The sequence below is a fragment of the Streptomyces sp. H27-H5 genome (assembly GCF_026627505.1).
Taxonomy (GTDB): domain Bacteria; phylum Actinomycetota; class Actinomycetes; order Streptomycetales; family Streptomycetaceae; genus Streptomyces.
Genome location: NZ_JAPNLK010000043.1, coordinates 62,334 through 77,835, shown reverse-complemented (window position 1 = coordinate 77,835; position 15,502 = coordinate 62,334). Strand labels below are relative to the sequence as shown.

The 15,502-nt window shown below is 68.5% G+C and carries 22 protein-coding genes; 20 read left to right on the top strand and 2 right to left on the bottom strand.

The features are described 5' to 3' along the window. Positions 1-257 precede the first annotated feature (257 nt). The 3 genes from OTB19_RS21870 (at position 258) to OTB19_RS21860 (ending at position 1,843) form a co-directional block, all read left to right on the top strand. Positions 258-665 carry a hypothetical protein gene (locus OTB19_RS21870; protein ID WP_267800048.1) on the top strand — a complete coding sequence of 136 codons (408 nt, stop codon included), beginning with the start codon at positions 258-260 and terminating at the stop codon, positions 663-665. A gap of 151 nt (positions 666-816) precedes the next feature. Continuing rightward, entirely contained in the window at positions 817-1,254 is a 438-nt protein-coding gene (locus OTB19_RS21865) for a GntR family transcriptional regulator (protein WP_267800047.1), read from the top strand. Positions 1,255-1,279: 25 nt separating this feature from the next. Further along, positions 1,280-1,843 (top strand): HD domain-containing protein, encoded by a 564-nt coding sequence (locus OTB19_RS21860; RefSeq protein WP_267800046.1) that lies wholly within the window; start codon positions 1,280-1,282, stop codon positions 1,841-1,843. Here the strand turns inward: OTB19_RS21860 and OTB19_RS21855 are convergent. Together OTB19_RS21855 and OTB19_RS21850 are read right to left on the bottom strand one after the other, a co-directional pair. Continuing rightward, positions 1,836-2,309, bottom strand: a complete 474-nt coding sequence (locus tag OTB19_RS21855) for an NUDIX domain-containing protein (RefSeq protein ID WP_267800045.1) — start codon at positions 2,307-2,309, stop codon at positions 1,836-1,838. The genes OTB19_RS21860 and OTB19_RS21855 overlap by 8 nt on opposite strands. A 2-nt stretch (positions 2,310-2,311) precedes the next feature. Further along, on the bottom strand, positions 2,312-3,025 hold the full coding sequence (locus tag OTB19_RS21850; RefSeq protein WP_267800044.1) for an XRE family transcriptional regulator: 714 nt from the start codon (positions 3,023-3,025) through the stop codon (positions 2,312-2,314). Between the two features lie 893 nt (positions 3,026-3,918). Here OTB19_RS21850 and OTB19_RS21845 point away from each other — a divergent pair. The 17 genes from OTB19_RS21845 to OTB19_RS21765 all read left to right on the top strand — a co-directional run bounded on the left by OTB19_RS21845 (position 3,919) and on the right by OTB19_RS21765 (position 15,469). Further along, positions 3,919-4,089, top strand: coding sequence for a hypothetical protein (locus OTB19_RS21845; protein ID WP_267800043.1), 171 nt, complete (start codon positions 3,919-3,921; stop codon positions 4,087-4,089). Between the two features lie 85 nt (positions 4,090-4,174). Further along, complete coding sequence (locus OTB19_RS21840; protein ID WP_267800042.1) at positions 4,175-4,444, top strand: DUF6284 family protein; 270 nt, start codon at positions 4,175-4,177, stop codon at positions 4,442-4,444. After that, entirely contained in the window at positions 4,441-4,767 is a 327-nt protein-coding gene (locus OTB19_RS21835; protein ID WP_267800041.1) for a DUF6303 family protein, read from the top strand. The genes OTB19_RS21840 and OTB19_RS21835 overlap by 4 nt, the downstream gene beginning before the upstream one ends. Further along, complete coding sequence (locus OTB19_RS21830; protein ID WP_267800040.1) at positions 4,764-5,801, top strand: DUF2637 domain-containing protein; 1,038 nt, start codon at positions 4,764-4,766, stop codon at positions 5,799-5,801. The genes OTB19_RS21835 and OTB19_RS21830 overlap by 4 nt, the downstream gene beginning before the upstream one ends. Beyond that, positions 5,798-6,022, top strand: coding sequence for a hypothetical protein (locus tag OTB19_RS21825; RefSeq protein WP_267800039.1), 225 nt, complete (start codon positions 5,798-5,800; stop codon positions 6,020-6,022). Before OTB19_RS21830 ends, OTB19_RS21825 begins: the two co-directional genes overlap by 4 nt. Next, on the top strand, positions 6,022-6,360 hold the full coding sequence (locus OTB19_RS21820; protein ID WP_267800038.1) for an RRQRL motif-containing zinc-binding protein: 339 nt from the start codon (positions 6,022-6,024) through the stop codon (positions 6,358-6,360). The genes OTB19_RS21825 and OTB19_RS21820 overlap by 1 nt, the downstream gene beginning before the upstream one ends. 35 nt (positions 6,361-6,395) lie before the next feature. Continuing rightward, positions 6,396-7,016, top strand: coding sequence for a hypothetical protein (locus OTB19_RS21815; RefSeq protein WP_267800037.1), 621 nt, complete (start codon positions 6,396-6,398; stop codon positions 7,014-7,016). A gap of 1 nt (position 7,017) precedes the next feature. Continuing rightward, positions 7,018-7,233, top strand: a complete 216-nt coding sequence (locus OTB19_RS21810) for a hypothetical protein (protein WP_267800036.1) — start codon at positions 7,018-7,020, stop codon at positions 7,231-7,233. A 679-nt stretch (positions 7,234-7,912) separates the two neighbouring features. Continuing rightward, positions 7,913-8,383, top strand: coding sequence for a hypothetical protein (locus tag OTB19_RS21805; protein ID WP_267800035.1), 471 nt, complete (start codon positions 7,913-7,915; stop codon positions 8,381-8,383). A 17-nt stretch (positions 8,384-8,400) separates the two neighbouring features. Further along, positions 8,401-8,793, top strand: coding sequence for a hypothetical protein (locus tag OTB19_RS21800; RefSeq protein ID WP_267800034.1), 393 nt, complete (start codon positions 8,401-8,403; stop codon positions 8,791-8,793). An 11-nt stretch (positions 8,794-8,804) separates the two neighbouring features. Beyond that, positions 8,805-10,961: an ATP-binding protein gene (locus tag OTB19_RS21795; RefSeq protein ID WP_267800033.1), complete on the top strand. Its 2,157-nt coding sequence runs from the start codon at positions 8,805-8,807 to the stop codon at positions 10,959-10,961. Then, entirely contained in the window at positions 10,958-11,419 is a 462-nt protein-coding gene (locus OTB19_RS21790) for a DUF6197 family protein (protein ID WP_267800032.1), read from the top strand. Before OTB19_RS21795 ends, OTB19_RS21790 begins: the two co-directional genes overlap by 4 nt. Positions 11,420-11,434: 15 nt before the next feature. Beyond that, positions 11,435-11,608, top strand: coding sequence for a hypothetical protein (locus OTB19_RS21785; RefSeq protein WP_267800031.1), 174 nt, complete (start codon positions 11,435-11,437; stop codon positions 11,606-11,608). Between the two features lie 80 nt (positions 11,609-11,688). Further along, positions 11,689-12,417 carry a DNA methylase gene (locus OTB19_RS21780; RefSeq protein ID WP_267800030.1) on the top strand — a complete coding sequence of 243 codons (729 nt, stop codon included), beginning with the start codon at positions 11,689-11,691 and terminating at the stop codon, positions 12,415-12,417. Next, the gene (locus OTB19_RS21775) at positions 12,414-13,271 is read left to right on the top strand and encodes a bifunctional DNA primase/polymerase (RefSeq protein ID WP_267800029.1); all 858 of its coding nucleotides are present in this window, start codon (positions 12,414-12,416) and stop codon (positions 13,269-13,271) included. Before OTB19_RS21780 ends, OTB19_RS21775 begins: the two co-directional genes overlap by 4 nt. Before the next feature lie 2 nt (positions 13,272-13,273). After that, positions 13,274-14,746 (top strand): ATP-binding protein, encoded by a 1,473-nt coding sequence (locus OTB19_RS21770; RefSeq protein ID WP_267800028.1) that lies wholly within the window; start codon positions 13,274-13,276, stop codon positions 14,744-14,746. Between the two features lie 486 nt (positions 14,747-15,232). Beyond that, a complete protein-coding gene (locus OTB19_RS21765) occupies positions 15,233-15,469 on the top strand; it encodes a helix-turn-helix domain-containing protein (protein ID WP_267800027.1) in 237 nt (78 codons plus the stop codon). Positions 15,470-15,502 lie beyond the last annotated feature (33 nt).

Here is a 15,502-nt window from a genome sequence, read left to right as displayed (position 1 = left end):
CACTTACGAGGTGCCCTCTTGCTCGGGTCTGATGGAAGCGTAGAAACTCCCATCATCCCAGGTCAGCGGGCACCTCTTCTGATTTCTCCATCCACAGCCCGACCACTACGCGGTGGATCCAGGCTCAGGCGCGACTCCAACTTTACGCCGAGCACACACGATTGATCCGAGAGCCCAGGAAGCAAGCCTACGCGGCCTACGCCGAGGCCACTCGCCAGCTGCAACAGCGCCTAGAAAGCATAGGCAACCTTCTCCACTTGACGCTCGCCACAGAAGATCCTGAAAGGAAAAGGGAACTCGCGGTAGGCGCCTTCGAGTCATTTGAAGTCGCTCGCGACGAGGCTCTCGACCACCTTCAGGCTCAGGTTTACATCGAAGGGCCACAGAAGGTAATCGACCGAGTCATCAACTTGTCGATGTCCCTCACGGAATACGAAAATAGCGTCCTCCAGATCACAAGTCGATTGGTCTCTGGCGAGGAATGCGAACAGATCCTGGTGGAGCGCATGCGGGTATTACACGACACCGCCCACAGAGACTATCTTCATTACCTATACGAGGCGTCGAGCATCATCGGCGATGATGGCGGGATTTCCCGCTACCGAGCACCACAACGAAGGCGCGGTCGACTTCTTCCAGGTTCACGGAGATCATTTACCCCCTGAGGGGCGGCCACTCGGACGGCATTACGTCAGCCTGCCCGGCTAGCAAAAGGGCCACGGTCGACCAGCTTTCTCCAGGCAGGCGACGTGCGAAGCTGGAGCGCATCGACGCCGGAAGGCACCACCGCGCATGCGGCGGAAGAAGGAGGAACGCGTGACGAACCCCAGCCCTCGTGGGACGTACTTGACGATCTCTGAGGCTCTGCGGGCAAGGATCGCCGAGGGGGCCTACCCCGATGGCCTGCCGTCCGAAGCGGAGATCGGGCGGGAGTTCGGCGTGGCCCGCACGACGGTCCGTCGTGCGCTTCGCGCGCTGGAGGAAGCCGGTGACGTGACCACCGTCGCCGGGGTCGGTCGCCAGGTCGGCAGCGGGGCACAGGTGGCGCCGTACCGCCGGATCATGGCGGACCTTCTGGACCGCATTCGGACGGGTGAGCTGCCTGCCGGCGCTCGGCTTCCGAGCGAGGCCGAGCTCTCCGAGTCCTATGGAGTCGCGCGAGGCACCGTCCGCCGCGCCGTGCACGAACTCGAAGGCGCAGGGCACATTCACGCTCAGCACGGAGTCGGGCGGTTCGTGGGCCCGGCAACCTGATTCTCGACAGCTTGGGGGAACTCGTATGCAGCTGGCCAAGTGGGCTCACGATCTCGCGGAGTCCCTGCTCGCCGAAAGCCTGCCGACCCGGTGGGCCCATTCCCAGCGCGTCTACTCGCAGGCCCTCACACTGGCCCCGGTACTTGGCGAGGACGCAGAGCTACTTGCCGCAGCGGCCATCGCGCACGACGTCGGATACGCCCGAGCCGCTGTGGACACGGGCCAGCACATGATTGATGGAGCGCGCTATCTGCGCGACGTGGTGGGTGCCGACCCACGGCTATGCAGCATCGTGGCCTTCCACACTTCGTCCCCGTGGGAGGCTTCCGAGCTGGGGCTGAGCGAGATGCTGGCCGAGTTCGGTCCCGCAGAGCCCGTGTTGGTGGACGCGATCACCTATTGCGACCTGACCAGCAGCCCCGTGGGCGCGCTCGTGGATCCGGCAGAGCGACTGACCGAAGTTCTCGACCGATACGGCCCGGAACACGTCGTGTTCCGGGCCGTATCCGCGGCTCGGCCCGAGCTGCTGGCCCGGGTCACCCGCGTGCGTCAGCGCACCTTCGAAACGGAGCAGTCCAAGCTCAGCTAATCCGGGGAAGGGGCGAGTCGCGGAAGCCTTCCTCCAGCCGCCGGCGAGTGGTGGGCGACACGTCAAGAGAGTCCAGGTCCGCGCGCGGAATCCACCGCACTTCCAGGGATTCCGAACTCACCCTGATCTCGCCGCTGACCGGTCGGGCCCGGAAGCAGAGCGAGAACTCCTGACGAACCTCACCGTCCGCGAACGCGATGACGTGGCCGGGGTCCGTGAAGATGCCTACCAGCCCCACCACCTCAACCTGGATTCCGGTTTCCTCCAGAACCTCACGGGCGACCGTTCCCGCGATGTTCTCCCCGATCTCCTGGACTCCCCCCGGCATTCCCCACCGACCATTGTCCGATCGGCGCTCCAGCAGCACGTCACCCGCATCGTTAACGACGAATGCCGTCACCGCAGGCACGATGCTGTTGGCCTTCGGCGCATTGGGATCGTTGAAGTAGTCCGTACGGCGACTCATGCTCACCCTTCAATGGGGACAGCTTCGGACCAGACCTTCTCGAAGCTCTGCTGATATGTGGAGACCAGCTCAGCACCGGCGACCTTACGCAGATGTAGGACCGGCGTCAGAGGCGCACTCACCCCGTACACCTGCGTGTTCACCAACCACTCGTCGTCCGAGCGGTAGAGCGAGTTGTGCAGAGTCGAGCGGTGCAGACGGAATTCGATCCCCGAAACGGAGTACAGGGGGCGATAGAGCTTCATCACCTCGCGAACCTTGTAGGCCACGCCTTCGCCGATTTCCTCCTCATCCCCTCGGCGCCGGATTTCTGGGCTTTCCGGGTCTCCGAGCAGGATGCGGGCACGGACACCGCCCGCCGCTTTCAACCTGAGCAGCTGTGGCCAGCGCGGATTTTCGGCGAGGAAGACACCCGCGTGCACCAGCACGCCGATCTCTCGTTCCGCCCGGCCGAACAGCTGGAGCCACAGGTCCGCCGGCACGTAGGAACGGTGCGGGTAGACCTTCAACACCTCGGCATCCGCAGCGTCCTTGCGCTGCCCGTCCGGCAGGCCATCGGGCCATAGGTAGCCCTCGTCCTCCCGAAGGAAGGCCGAGATGGCAAGACGGTGGCGCCGGTATGGCGCCCGCCCCTTGGTGATCCAGCGTTCCACCGTCTTGGGGTCGACACCAAGGTGCTCCGCCAGGGCATCCACAGCAACGCCTTGCGTCAGCATCGCGGACCTTAACCGCTCGTTCGCCATCCCACCCCCAGGGACGTCCAGGGACGTAGTCGCCCCTCAGAACGCTATCGAGGACGTCCCAAGTCGTCCAGGGACGGGGTGACTTCGTCCCGCACTTCGACGGCACTCTGATGTCACACCACCAGACGGACCGGCTGAGGCGAAGAGCTTGACAGCCTCACTCGAAACCGCCAATCTGAGAGACATGTTCAAGCATGTATCTCATGCGGTGAGCGCAGCTACTTGGCGTTGACCTGCATGGATGCCTGTCCCTAGCTATGCCGCAGTACCTCTTGGCGTCCGGCGTGTCCCCGTGCCTCGCGGCACGGGAGGCCCTTCCTGGGTCTTCCACGTCCGTCGGAAAGTCACCGTTCCTTCAGAACTGAACAGGGTGCCAAGCAAGACGAGACGGGCGTGATCCCGTTCCCAGGACGACGGGTTGTCGTTCGGCGGCAACACCTTCTTTCGCGTACAGGCTCTGGAGAACACCCCGCTTCACCGGGGGTGCCACCCGGTACGCGCCGCCCTGCTGGCGTCAGAGCAGTGACGATGACGCACCCGACTTTTCTGGCTCGGGGCCGGACGCCGTGGCAACGGCGCACCGGCAGAAGCCTTGCCCCTCCGCTGTGGAGGCTGCTGTGTTCCACCGACATCCGTGGGCGCTCGCCGTACTGGACCGGTACGGCCGGCCGCGCCCCTCGCGTCACCGATCGACCGCCGTGTGAGCGACCCCCGGGCTTCACCGCCCGACCCCGCTCGCACAGCCTCTCCCTCCGGGGGCGCCACGGCGCCGCCGGTCGGCTGCCTCCTTCGCCCGTCCGGCGCTTCGGCGTTGTACGGGCGGGGTTGCAGGGAGCCGGACGTTCCGGCCCCGGAAGGGGTTCGCCATGAACAAGAAGCTCGCCGCGGCGATCCAGCGTGACAACGAGCTGGAGGACGCCGGCATGCACGCCGACGACCGCAAGACGTGCTGGTCCCACCAGAGCTGGGCCGCGGACTGCGAGGACGACCCGGCGCACACCGCGCCGAGCGTCAGCCACTACCCGCGCCCCGCCTGATCCATCCGCTCAACGCAGTGCAGCCCCCGGCGTTCCCGCGCCGAGGGCTGCTGAGTCCCGTTCCTCTCAAGAAGGAGCAAGACCCATGAAGTCCATCGCTGCACTTCACGACGTTGTTACCCCGTGGTCGGACGGCTTGGAGCCGTCGGACGCGGAGCTGGAGGCGATCGAGACCGAGATGCCCGTGGTCCTGGCCGAGGTCGAGTTGCTGGACGCGCTGATCGCGCTGTTGGACCGGCCGGCGTCGCAGTTCGACGCACGCCGCATCCGCCGGGCCCGTAACCGGGTCTTGGTGGCCCGGCGGGAGCTGGCCAACCGCACCGCCGGCGCGACGGTGTCGGGGGACGCGGCATGAGCAAGCAGATCTTCGGTGCGCAGTTGTCGCTGCGCTGCTGCGGTACCACCAAGCCGGAACGGACGGCCGGCCCGTGCTGGCAGTTGTACGTGGCCATGACCGGTCTGGTCAGCGAGTGGCCCACCTTCACGTGGCCCACGTCCAGCGAGATCCCGAGCGTTCACCAGCGGCTCCGCGCCTTGACGGAGCTGGGGTTCACGCTCGCCGAGGATGCCGAGTGGGAGTGGACGGAGAGCACCGGGCCGGAGTACCACCCCCACCCCGTGCGGGTGCTGCTCCTCGGTTCGGCGAAGGTCCGGCCGCTGGAAGGCGGGGCGGCATGAACAGCGTTCACCTGCGTTCAGCGGAGCGCGCGCTGGCCGTTGGGACGTGGCTGATCGTGGGCGGGGCGATGCTCTACTCCGTCCTCACGGTCACCCCGTTGATGGCCGCACACACCCCCGGCGCATGGGTGTGGACGGCGCCGATCCTGCCGCTCGTGGTGGATGCGGCCGTGGTCATCGTGGTTCGCCTCGACTCCGTCTTGGCTCGTCTCGGCGGGCACGGCGGACCGTGGCCGGTGGCCCTGCGGTGGATGACCGGCGCCATGACCCTCGCCCTCAACATCGGCGCGTCCGCCCTGGTCGGGGACCTCGTCGGGGTCGCCATCCACTCCGTCGCACCGCTCCTCCTGATCGTCACGGCGGAGGCGGGCCTCGCCTACCGGCTGGCCCTGACCGCCGCCGTCCGCGCCCTGGAAGCCGATCAGCACGCCAAGGAGCAAGCCCGAGCGAAGGCGGTCCAGGACCGCGAGGACGCCCGCGAACAGCGGGCCCGTGAACGCCGCGAGCACGAGGCGGCCATCGCCCGTGAACAGCGTGAACACGAAGCCCGACTCATCCGCGAGGAAGCCGAACGCCAAGACCGCATCCACCGCGAAGCACAGGAGCGGGCCGAGGCATCCGAACGGGCAGAGCGCGAGGCCCGTGAACGCCGTGAACAGATCCGTGAACAACAGCAGGCCGAGCGTGAACGCCTTGAACGCCAGGCCGCGCAGCAGCGCGAACTGGAAGCCCAGCAGCGGGCCGAGCGTGAACGCCAGGCACGCGCCGATCAGGCCGAGCGTGAACGCCGTGAACAGATCCGTGAACAGGAACGCATCGAGCGTGAACGCGCCGCGCTGCTGTCCGCCGGACCGCCGGCCGAGAAGCTCCCCGAGGACCAGGCCCGCGCCACCGTCCGCGCCGCGTTCCACGCCGGACTCGCCGTCCGGGTCGCCGCGGAACTGACCGGCTGGTCTGTCGGCTGGGCCTCCACCCGGTACCAGGAACTGCGCGACGCGAACACCGCCCCCGCCTTGGAAGGAGCCACCCCGTGAAGCTCTCCCCGAACACCACCCCCGCCGAGCCGGACAACCTGCTGATCCGGATGCACAACCAGATCGGCGCAGCCATCGACGTCACGGGCACCGAAGGCGGGGCCCGCTGGTCCTGCCACGGATGCGGTGACGTCCACTCCGAATACGCGCTCTACATGACCCGCGAGGACGCCAACGCACACGCAGCGATGTGCCGGGCCGCCTACCACCGGCTCCGCTGATGGCGACTCTGCCCGCCTACTCCTGGCGGCTCGCCCCCGACGGCTTGGCCACCCGCCGGCAGTTGCGCGCCGCAGGGCTCCGGCCCGGCGGCCAGGACGTCGCCGCTCAGGTGGAGCGGCCCCGCCGCCGGCGGGGCCCGTTGGTCGCCTACCTCTACCGGCTCGACCGGGCCAAGCCCGTCCGGCCCATGACCCCCGCCAAGCAGGCGGCGCTGGCCAAGGCGAACACCGCCCGCCGTACCTGCCCCCAGTGCTGCCGGGATGCCGGGTACGTGATCCCGTCCTCGCTCGGCATGTGCACCCCGTGCGCCTACCCCGAATCCGATCAGCACGTCTGACCTGCTCCGCCCAAGCACTGGAAGGAGGGAACCGCATGGCCGGAATCGACTGGGACGAGGAGTTCACCCGCATGAACCCCGAAGCCCCGGAGAAGCCCAGCACGTCATCCAAGTTCTCACTGAAGATCGGCGGCGGGGTCCGCCGCAACACCGCCGCCCTCGCCGTGTGCGGCACGATCGCGGTCCTCGCGGTGTGCGGCACGGTCGTGGCCGTCACCAGCATGCAGGGCGAACAGGCCGCCCAGGATCGGGCGCGGGCCCAGGAGAAGGCCGCGAACGCGCTGGTCGAGGTGGAGGCCGACAAGCAGCGGGCCCAGACGATGGAAGCCGCGGCCAAGACGCTCTACGAGCGGGAGATGGCCGTCTACCTGGAGTGCAGCAAGATCCGGGCGGCGGCGGTGGCCAAGGCCGCCTCCTACGACGTCGCGAGGATCCCCGCCTGCGACGCCCCGACCCTCGGCGGAACTTCGGCACCCAAGGCCAAGGAGTCCATCGCCGCGGGCGGCGACATCGCGTCCAGCCCGTGGCTGTGGGTGGCGCTCGTCGGCGGCGGCGGACTGATCGCCTACAAGAAGCTCTCCGCGCCTGCGTCTTCCGGTTCCAGTGCGGCCGTCCCCGTGAACAACAAGGGATTCAACTTCGAGAAGGGTGCCTGAAATGACGCTCCAGTTCTTCGCCCTGGTCCTGCTCTGCTGGGCCCTGTATTTCACGTTCAAGAAGACCAAGGGAAAGCAGATGGCGATCAGCCTGATGCTGATCGTCTCCGGGATCTTCCTCCCGTACACGCCGTTCAGCGAAGAGATTCGCGGCACTCTCGAATCGGTCTTCCAGACAGCGAATGACACCGTCAGCGACATCGGAACATCACGCTGAGCGACCGTTCGCGCCGGTTACAGGTTACCGGTTACAGGCTGTAGACGCTGCCGAACCTCGCCCTGGGAGGCCCGAACCGGCACTCACGGGACCTGTAACCGGTAACCGGTAACCCCCTTCAACTACACAGTGTCACGGAAGGAGGCTCGTGGAACTCCTCATTCTCCTCGCCATCACCTACCTCGTCGGCGTCGACAACACACACGGCAAATACAAGGACGCGGGAATCAAGAAGCCCCCGCCGAAACCGAAAGCCAAATGGTCGCCAACCAAGGCACCGGACACTTTCCGGAACGCCTCCTACAACGCGGCGGCAAAAGCGCATTACGGGCTCCTCGCAGGCGCACACATGGCCGGCGGATTGCGTGACGGGTGGCGTTCCGCCTACCTAAAGAAACCGAAGGCCAAGCCTTCCGGTTCCCCTGCCGCAACGCCGCCTTCGGGGCCCTCCGCGGCGGCTCCCGGGGTGACCGTGCCTCCGATGCCGACCGCACCCCCCAAGCCCACCGCTCCTCCGACGGTTCCGCCACCGCAACCCACCACGGCCCCGACACCACCGCCCACCACTCCGCCTCCCGCCGCGCCTCCCAGGCCGCCGGCGCCGACGATCCCGCCGCCCGGCACCATCCCCCCGCCCCCGGCCGTCACGCTCCCCGCACAGATCAGGAAGGACCCCGCGATGCAGCCCAACCCGCCCGTTCCGCACACCGCGACCGTCGACGACAAGGGCGTCCACGTCACCACCGCCGCCGGGAAGTCCCGCACCTACAGCGGCGGCGAGGTCATCACCCTCACGCAGGTCATCGACCTCGCCGAAGGCGCCGCCACCCTGTGCCAGACCACTTCCGAGGCCTGTTTGGCACTCGTCGACGAGTCCGAGCAGGTCGCCGCGGACTTCGACGTCCTGATCGCCGAGATCACGGAGAAGGGCGTCGGCGACAACTTGATCGGCAAGTGCGAACTGCTCAAGGAGCAGCTTCAGCTTCAGGCCGCCGCCGCGAAGAAGCTCCACGAGCAGATCCAGGGCGGCGAGGAAGCCTGCCGGACCGCGTCCGCGAACGCCGAGGTCCGGCACGGCGGCATCTTCCGCGCGGTCGCGGACTCGCCGCTGACCAAGCCCGCCGAACGCGACTTCTACAACGCCCGATAGACGAGGAAGAGGCCCGCATGTCTGTCACCGAATCCCTCAAGGACGCCGCGACCTACACGGCCCTGCGCGTCAAGCTCGCCTGGCTCACCCACCAGGTCCACGAGCACGCCGAGACCGTCACCACGCTCGCCTCCGACGTCGCCGAGATCGCCGAGCAGATGCAGGACGCCGCCGAGACCATGAAGGCGCTCGCCGTGGACGACGCCACCACCGCAGAGTTCGCGGACGCGGCCCTGACTATGACCGGCGCCAAGGACGCGGCGGGCGCCTACACGGCCGCGGCGGACAGCGCCGCCGCCGCGGCCGACGACGCGAAGAGCACCGTCGAGAGCGAGCACGGGGGTATCGCCGACGCGGTGGACTCCTCCCCGGTCGAGATGGCCGAAGCCTCCTTCTACTCCCAGCAGTAAGGAGAAAGACCATGGGGCCGACCCGAGCACAGTTCGTCCAGTACGCGCCCGCCGCTCTCGCGGTGACCTCCCTCGTCGCCGGCCCCTGGTCCGCCCTCGTCGCCGGAGCGGCCGGAGCGGGGGCGTGGGCCATCCACGCCTCCGCTCCCGCCCTGCGTTCCCTGATCGCCTGCGGGATCACCGCGACCGGGTCCGGCATCGCCGCACACCAAATCCTCGCCTCCGGCATGGACCCCCTGTTCGCCCTCGGACTCGCAGTCCCCGCCGGAGCGGCGGCCCTGGCTCACCACCGCAACACCGCCGGCGAGGTACCCGCGCTCCCGGTCACGACCACGGCGGGGCAGACGTCTCAGGCACAACTGATCACCGCGTGGTGGACGGAGTTCATCTCCGGCCCCCCCCAGACCGAGGGCCGCAAGCTCATCCAGGCCGGCGCCGTCCTCGCCCAGCTCGCCATCGACGTCGGGGACGACCACGCGTCGTTCACCGGGATCATCACCCTTCCCCAGGGCCAGCAAGTTCGGGTCAAGGCCGCCGACGTCGCCTCCGTCTACAAGGTCCCCGTCTCCCACGTGGAGATGGGCGACCCCAAGCACTTCGCCCCGAACGCGCTGCCCGTCACCGTCCACCTCAGGAAGCCGACAGCAGCACCGCAGATCGTCGGCGGGGCGCCGACGACTCCGGAGGAGGTGTGGGCCGCGCACGTCGCCATCGCGGACGGCGCGATGCCCGGAACCACCCTGACCCTCACCCGCTACGACGGGCCCCTGGACTGGGAAGGAGTCGCCACCCGGGAGCGGAAGGCGATCGGGGCCGTCAACATCCAAGACCTCGCGGGAAACCTGAACCTGACCAACATTCAGGTCGCCCTCGCGCCCACCGACAAGCCCTCGCAGATGGGGGTGCGCGTGATGAAGGAACACGCGCTGATGCACGGCACGATGCTCTCCACTGTCGCGGACGAACTGGCCATGGACTCCCGCGGATACGTCCGCCTGGGCACCTACATCGACGCCTCCGCCGCCCTCGTCCCCCTGGCCCAGCCCGGCTCCGGGGCCCGTCACCTCTACCTCGTCGGCGGGTCCCGCTCCGGAAAGTCCGGGGTCCTGGAACAGATCCTGCTCTCCGCCCTCAAGTCCGGTATCGCGGTGATCCTGGCGTCCCCGCAGGCCGGCACCATCGCCGGAGCCGGCCTGGCCGCCCACTGCGGAGACGGCCTGGACGAAGCGATGGGCGCCCTGCGGCTGGCCTACGCGCTGATGCTCGACCGCGAAGCCCGCTACCGCTCCCCGTCGTTCCCGTTCGTGGATCCGCTGGTCCTGATCGTCATCGACGAAGCACACATGCTGCTGTCGGCCTCCTCCCCGTACCACCTGGAGGCCAAGGCGATCGTCGAGCAGATGACCCGCCGCTCCCTCAAGCGGGGAATCGGCGTGGTCCTTGCCACCCAAACCCCGCTCGCCGAAGACCTCGGGAACTCCTCGATCATCCGCTCACAGCTCCTGATCGGCGGCGGCGCGGTGTTCCTGCGCTGCGCCCGGGGCCAGGGCTCCCTGGTCGGCGCGAACGCGGTCCAGGGCGCGGAGGGCATCGACCTGTCGATGATCCCCGACTCCTGGCCCGGCCAGGCCCGAAAGGTCGCCGACCGGGACATGTCCGGCCTGGACACCAAGGCGTCCGCCAATCCCGAGGACGGCACGTTCGGCCTGGGCTACCTCCTCACCCCCGGCTCCCAGGCCGTCCAGTTCCGCTCCCTGCACCTGGACGTGCCACCCGCCTCCCTCGCTGCGGGTTTGTCTCCCGTCGCTGTGGAGGACTGCGAAGCCTGGCGCCACCGGGACGCGATCACGCGGACCCCGATGGTCGACCAGCGCGGAAAAAACCTGGTCGGCAGCCTCACCGACCTCCTCACCAAAGCCCAGCACGGAACGCCTGTGCCCCAGCAGCGGGCCCAGACCGGCGCCGCCGCGCCGGCCGATTCCTCGGGCGGACAGGAGCAGATCAAGCCGCGAATCCTCGAACTCCTCCAAAAGGAATCCATGCCCATGACCGCCGAAACCATCGCCCGAAAGCTCGGCACGCCCGTGAAGAACGTCAGGCCGCGCCTGTCCGAGCTGAAGAAACGCGACGAGGTCATCAACGAGAACAACCTGTGGAGGTCAGCATGAACACGACCACGGACACCCACCTCACCCCCGTCGACCGCGGCCTGTACGCCAAGGCGTTCGCGCTCCTCGACCCCACGCCGGAACCCGTCGCCCCTGCGGCCCCGGCCGCTCTCTCACCGGTCTCCGTCATCCTCGCCGCTGCTCCGGTCGTGCACCAGGCCGGGGCCGTCGAGAAGACCCTGACCGATGCCCTCGCCTTCCTCGACACCCACGGGTGGGCCAAGCACCGGCTGATCCACCCCGAAGGCGCCCGCTGCTCCATCGGCGCGCTCCGAGCAGCGGCCGGAGCACGTAACGGCGCCTACCGGGACGCCGGGAACCTGCTCCTGGACGAGGCCCGGCGCCAGCACGGCAAGCACTGGGAGTCGATCCCCTCCTGGAACGACAACCACAGCGGCGGCGAGGTACGCGGCGTATGGGAGGCCGCCATCCAACGCGCCCACCACCTGAACATCTGACCCGACAGGAGCCCCGTGTCGTTCTCCTTCACCAAACAGCCGAGAAACGAGCCGTCCTTCTCCTTCACCGCGCCGCACCCGGCGGACTTGGACGACCAGCTCCAGGCGATCACCGACATGGCCCACGAGATCCTCCGCCTCGTCGACGACGTCCGCAGGCAGACCAGCATCCTCAACAACCGCCACTGACATGACGAGAGCGGCCCCGTCTCGGCAAAAGTCGGGCCGCTCTCGTCTCCCAGCCTTCTCAAGAACTGGAGAGACCCAGCATGACTCAACCGACCGTCATCGCGCGAGACCACGACCGACCGGCGTTACTGGATCTGTTCTGCTGCGCCGGCGGCGCGGCCATGGGCTACCACCGCGCCGGATTCGACATCGTCGGCGTCGACATCCGCCCCCGCCCCAACTACCCGTTCACCTTCATCCAGGGGGACGCCCTCGCCGTCCTGGCCGACCTGATCGCATCCGGTGAGATCCGACGGTTCGCCGCCGTTCACGCCTCCCCGCCGTGCCAGAAGCGGTGCGCCCTCACCATCGGGACCAACCGCTCCCGCGGCTGGGGCGGCACCCACCTCGACCTGGTCGCCCCCACCCGCGAACTCCTCGACGCATCCGGGCTCCCGTACGTGATCGAGCAGCCCGACGGGAAAGCCGACATCCGCAAGGACATCACCCTGTGCGGCGAGATGTTCGGCCTCGGAGTGCTCCGCCACCGCAACTTCGAACTCGGCGCCTGGACCACCAAGCGGCGCAAGCACGTCAAGCACCGCGGCTACGTCCGCGGCCACCGCCACGGCATCTACCGCGACGGCCCCTACGTCGCCGCCTACGGCAACGGCGGCGGCAAGGCCACCGTCCCGGAGATGCAGGCCGCGATGGGCATCACGTGGACCGACGTGCGCGAGGAACTCACCGAAGCCATCCCACCCGCCTATGCCGAGTGGCTCGGCCGCGCCTTCCTCACCCGCGCTGACGCGGGGGCGGTGGCCGCATGAGCGTCCCGACGCACGCGCGCGGCACGCTGCGAACCGCCCTCTGGCTCGCCGAACTCGGACTGCCCGTGCTCCCTCTGCGCGAGGGCAAGCTCCCCTTCGGGAACTGCCGTGCCTGCACCGGCTCGGCCTGCGGCGACCGGCCCCACATGATCGCCGCCGGTCCCTGCCAGTGCCCCCGACCGTGCCACGGCTGGGCTGCCGCGACCACCGACCCCGACACCCTCACCTCCCCGGCCTGGGCCACCACCTGGCGTCAGGCCGAAGCGATCGCCTACCACCCCGGCGGCGCCGGCCTCACCGTCGTGGACCTGGACGACGCAGACGCCATCACCTGGGCCCGCCAGAACCTGCCTGAGACCAAGGTCGTGGCGACGACCCGCGGGGAGCACTGGATCTACCGGGGTGCCATGCAGTCCGGCAACAAGGTGCGGGCCGGCGTCGACATCAAGTCGCTTATGACCTACGCACGCTGGTACGGGCCGGGATCGGGGCCGGTCACGGCACTGCCGGATGCGGTCCGCGCGCTGATCGTGAGGCACGAGTCGTCCCCGCGTCCCGTCGTGCACGCGATCACCTTGCCCACGGGAACCGGGGGCGGGGTCTGCTGCCACCGGACTCCCGCATACCTGGAACGTGGCATCGCCATGGCGGAGCGGTCCATCTCCGACGCCGGCAGCGGGATCCACAACACCGTCTACCGGGTCTTCCTCGCGGTCCTGTCCAAGCACGGGCGGTGCGGCTGCCTCACCGAGAACCACGTCCAGCGGCTGTTCACCGCCGCGCACGACAAGGGCGAGTCACCCCGGCACTGCACCACCGCCTGGGCCAACGCCCGCACCGCACTGGGGATGTGACCGTGACCGACGACGACAAGAACCCGGCACGGCAGATCATCACCGACTACGCGCAGGACCACTTCCGGTACTTCCGCACCACCGAAGGCACCGTCTACGCGCAGAAGAACGGCCACCCCGTCGCCCGACCCATCCGCTCCCAGGGCACGACCGGCAGCCACCGCCAGGAACTCATGGTCGGCCTGTACAAGGACGGGCTCGGCTCCTTCAACGGCACCGCCCTCAAGGAGGCACTCGACTTGATCGAGGCACTCGCACTCAGCGAAGAAGTACAGGCCACGCACATTCGCGTCGCGCCCGGCTTCGACGGTGCGACCTGGCTCGACCTGGGCCGCGACGACGGACAGTCCGTCCGCATCCACCCCACCGGCTGGGACATCCGCATCCCCGACCCGCGCGAAGTCTGCTGGCGACGCACCCAACTCACCGGCGAACTCCCCCTCCCCGAGAAGGACACCGACGGCAAGGGCATCGATCGGCTGCTGCGGCTGTGCAACTACGCCAGTGCCGAGAGCGAGTGCTTGGCCATCGCCTGGGTGATCGGATGCCTGGAACCGTCCGTGCCCGTCCCCGCCCCGTTCCTCACCGGCCCCCAGGGCGCCGGCAAGTCCACCGCGGGAAGGATGTTGATGCGGATCGTCGAGGGCATGACGGGCGACCTGCGACGCGCGCCGAAGGACGAAGAGAACCTGATCACGGCCGTCGCCGCCGGATGGATCACGGCCCTGGACAACCTCTCGCACCTGCCGCCGGACCTGTCCGACCTGATGTGCTGCATCGTGACCGGGGCCGAGAGCATCAAGCGGGCGCTGTTCAGCGACGGGGACGTCTACCGCTCCCGCTACCGCCGCCCCCTGCTTCTGACCGGCATCGACGTGGGCGTCATTCGCCCCGACCTCGCCGAACGCCTCCTGCCGCTGCGCCTGGAACGCCCACGGGTGCGGCGGACCGAAGCAGAGCTGTGGGCGGAGTACGCGGAAGTCCTGCCGGTCATCCTCGGCTCCTTCCTCGATCTCACCGTCAAGGTCCGGGCCACCGAGGCCGACATCCCCACGGACCTGCGCATGGCCGACTTCGCCCACCTGTGCGCCCAGCTCGACACCGCCACCGGCCTCGGATCTCTGAGCGCCTACCGGGCCGCCCTGGACGAACTCAACGACGACGTCATCGAAGGCGACCTCCTCGCCCAAACCGTCCTCAAGCACGCCGCCGGCGCCGAACCCGGCGAGGAGACCCGTATGACCTCCTCCGAATGGCTGCACGCCATCACCCAGCTCTACATCGGCGAGGACTTCCGCCCCCTGCCCAAGGGCTGGCCCACCACCGGCAAGGTCTTCTCCGACCGCCTCAAGCGCCTCCAGCCCACCTTGGCCGCCCGCGGTGTCCTCGTCGACTGGGGACGCACCAAAGCCGCCCGCTACATCGAGATGACCCGCCCCGCCAAGCCCCGGCCGGAGCAGCAGGGAGCGTTCTAACCCAACGCGCCCCGGGCCGTGCCGGTCCAAGCAAGAAGAGCACGCCCGCCCAGGGCGACGGGTGCTCCTCTTGCTTGTCCGGCGGCTTGCCGCCGCTGCAAGGGTCGTGCCGCGCAGCGGCCCCTTCTTCTCTCTTTGAGCAGAGCGCACCACAACAGAAACCACCCGTCTCTTTTCCTAAGAGAAGAGATGCTGCGTCACCCGCGTCACTACGGGCCGTGAAACGGCCTGTGACCTGTGGTTACGAGGGTGACGTAGACGGCCCCCTGCTGCGTCATTCCGCGTCACCTGCGTCACCGGTGTGTGTCACCCGACAGCTCGGGTGACACAGCCGGTGACGCACGACCACCCAGAGCGTCACCGGAAAACCGCAGGTCAGGCCAGTAAATGACACAGATGGCGCAGATGACGCAGAAATCCGGGACTCGGACAGCACGCGACCCCCGGGCCCAACAGTCCCCGCCCTGCCGACCCGCCGGAGGAGCAATGCCCACCCCGAGCGACCCCCGCGCCATCCTGCGCGGCGGACTCCCCGACCGCTACCTCACCCCCGACGACATCGCCGAACTCTTCGACGTGCCCCTGGAGACCGTCTACCAGTGGCGCAAGAAGCGCACCGGACCGCCCGGATTCCGCGTCGGCAAGCACGTGCGCTACGACCCGAACGCCGTACACAGCTGGATCGCCGAACAGATGCAGACGGACATCAGCAACGCTGCCTGATCACGCACCACGAAAACAACCACCGAGGGCGGG

What these genes read in the sequence shown, in the direction of transcription:
- OTB19_RS21860 (WP_267800046.1), top strand. Translation starts at nt 1,280, where the DNA reads ATGCAGCTGGCCAAGTGGGCTCACGATCTCGCGGAGTCCCTGCTCGCC.
- OTB19_RS21855 (WP_267800045.1), bottom strand. Translation starts at nt 2,309, where the DNA reads ATGAGTCGCCGTACGGACTACTTCAACGATCCCAATGCGCCGAAGGCC.
- OTB19_RS21850 (WP_267800044.1), bottom strand. Translation starts at nt 3,025, where the DNA reads ATGCTGACGCAAGGCGTTGCTGTGGATGCCCTGGCGGAGCACCTTGGT.
- OTB19_RS21845 (WP_267800043.1), top strand. Translation starts at nt 3,919, where the DNA reads ATGAACAAGAAGCTCGCCGCGGCGATCCAGCGTGACAACGAGCTGGAG.
- OTB19_RS21840 (WP_267800042.1), top strand. Translation starts at nt 4,175, where the DNA reads ATGAAGTCCATCGCTGCACTTCACGACGTTGTTACCCCGTGGTCGGAC.
- OTB19_RS21835 (WP_267800041.1), top strand. Translation starts at nt 4,441, where the DNA reads ATGAGCAAGCAGATCTTCGGTGCGCAGTTGTCGCTGCGCTGCTGCGGT.
- OTB19_RS21830 (WP_267800040.1), top strand. Translation starts at nt 4,764, where the DNA reads ATGAACAGCGTTCACCTGCGTTCAGCGGAGCGCGCGCTGGCCGTTGGG.
- OTB19_RS21820 (WP_267800038.1), top strand. Translation starts at nt 6,022, where the DNA reads ATGGCGACTCTGCCCGCCTACTCCTGGCGGCTCGCCCCCGACGGCTTG.
- OTB19_RS21815 (WP_267800037.1), top strand. Translation starts at nt 6,396, where the DNA reads ATGGCCGGAATCGACTGGGACGAGGAGTTCACCCGCATGAACCCCGAA.
- OTB19_RS21810 (WP_267800036.1), top strand. Translation starts at nt 7,018, where the DNA reads ATGACGCTCCAGTTCTTCGCCCTGGTCCTGCTCTGCTGGGCCCTGTAT.
- OTB19_RS21805 (WP_267800035.1), top strand. Translation starts at nt 7,913, where the DNA reads ATGCAGCCCAACCCGCCCGTTCCGCACACCGCGACCGTCGACGACAAG.
- OTB19_RS21800 (WP_267800034.1), top strand. Translation starts at nt 8,401, where the DNA reads ATGTCTGTCACCGAATCCCTCAAGGACGCCGCGACCTACACGGCCCTG.
- OTB19_RS21795 (WP_267800033.1), top strand. Translation starts at nt 8,805, where the DNA reads ATGGGGCCGACCCGAGCACAGTTCGTCCAGTACGCGCCCGCCGCTCTC.
- OTB19_RS21790 (WP_267800032.1), top strand. Translation starts at nt 10,958, where the DNA reads ATGAACACGACCACGGACACCCACCTCACCCCCGTCGACCGCGGCCTG.
- OTB19_RS21780 (WP_267800030.1), top strand. Translation starts at nt 11,689, where the DNA reads ATGACTCAACCGACCGTCATCGCGCGAGACCACGACCGACCGGCGTTA.
- OTB19_RS21775 (WP_267800029.1), top strand. Translation starts at nt 12,414, where the DNA reads ATGAGCGTCCCGACGCACGCGCGCGGCACGCTGCGAACCGCCCTCTGG.
- OTB19_RS21765 (WP_267800027.1), top strand. Translation starts at nt 15,233, where the DNA reads ATGCCCACCCCGAGCGACCCCCGCGCCATCCTGCGCGGCGGACTCCCC.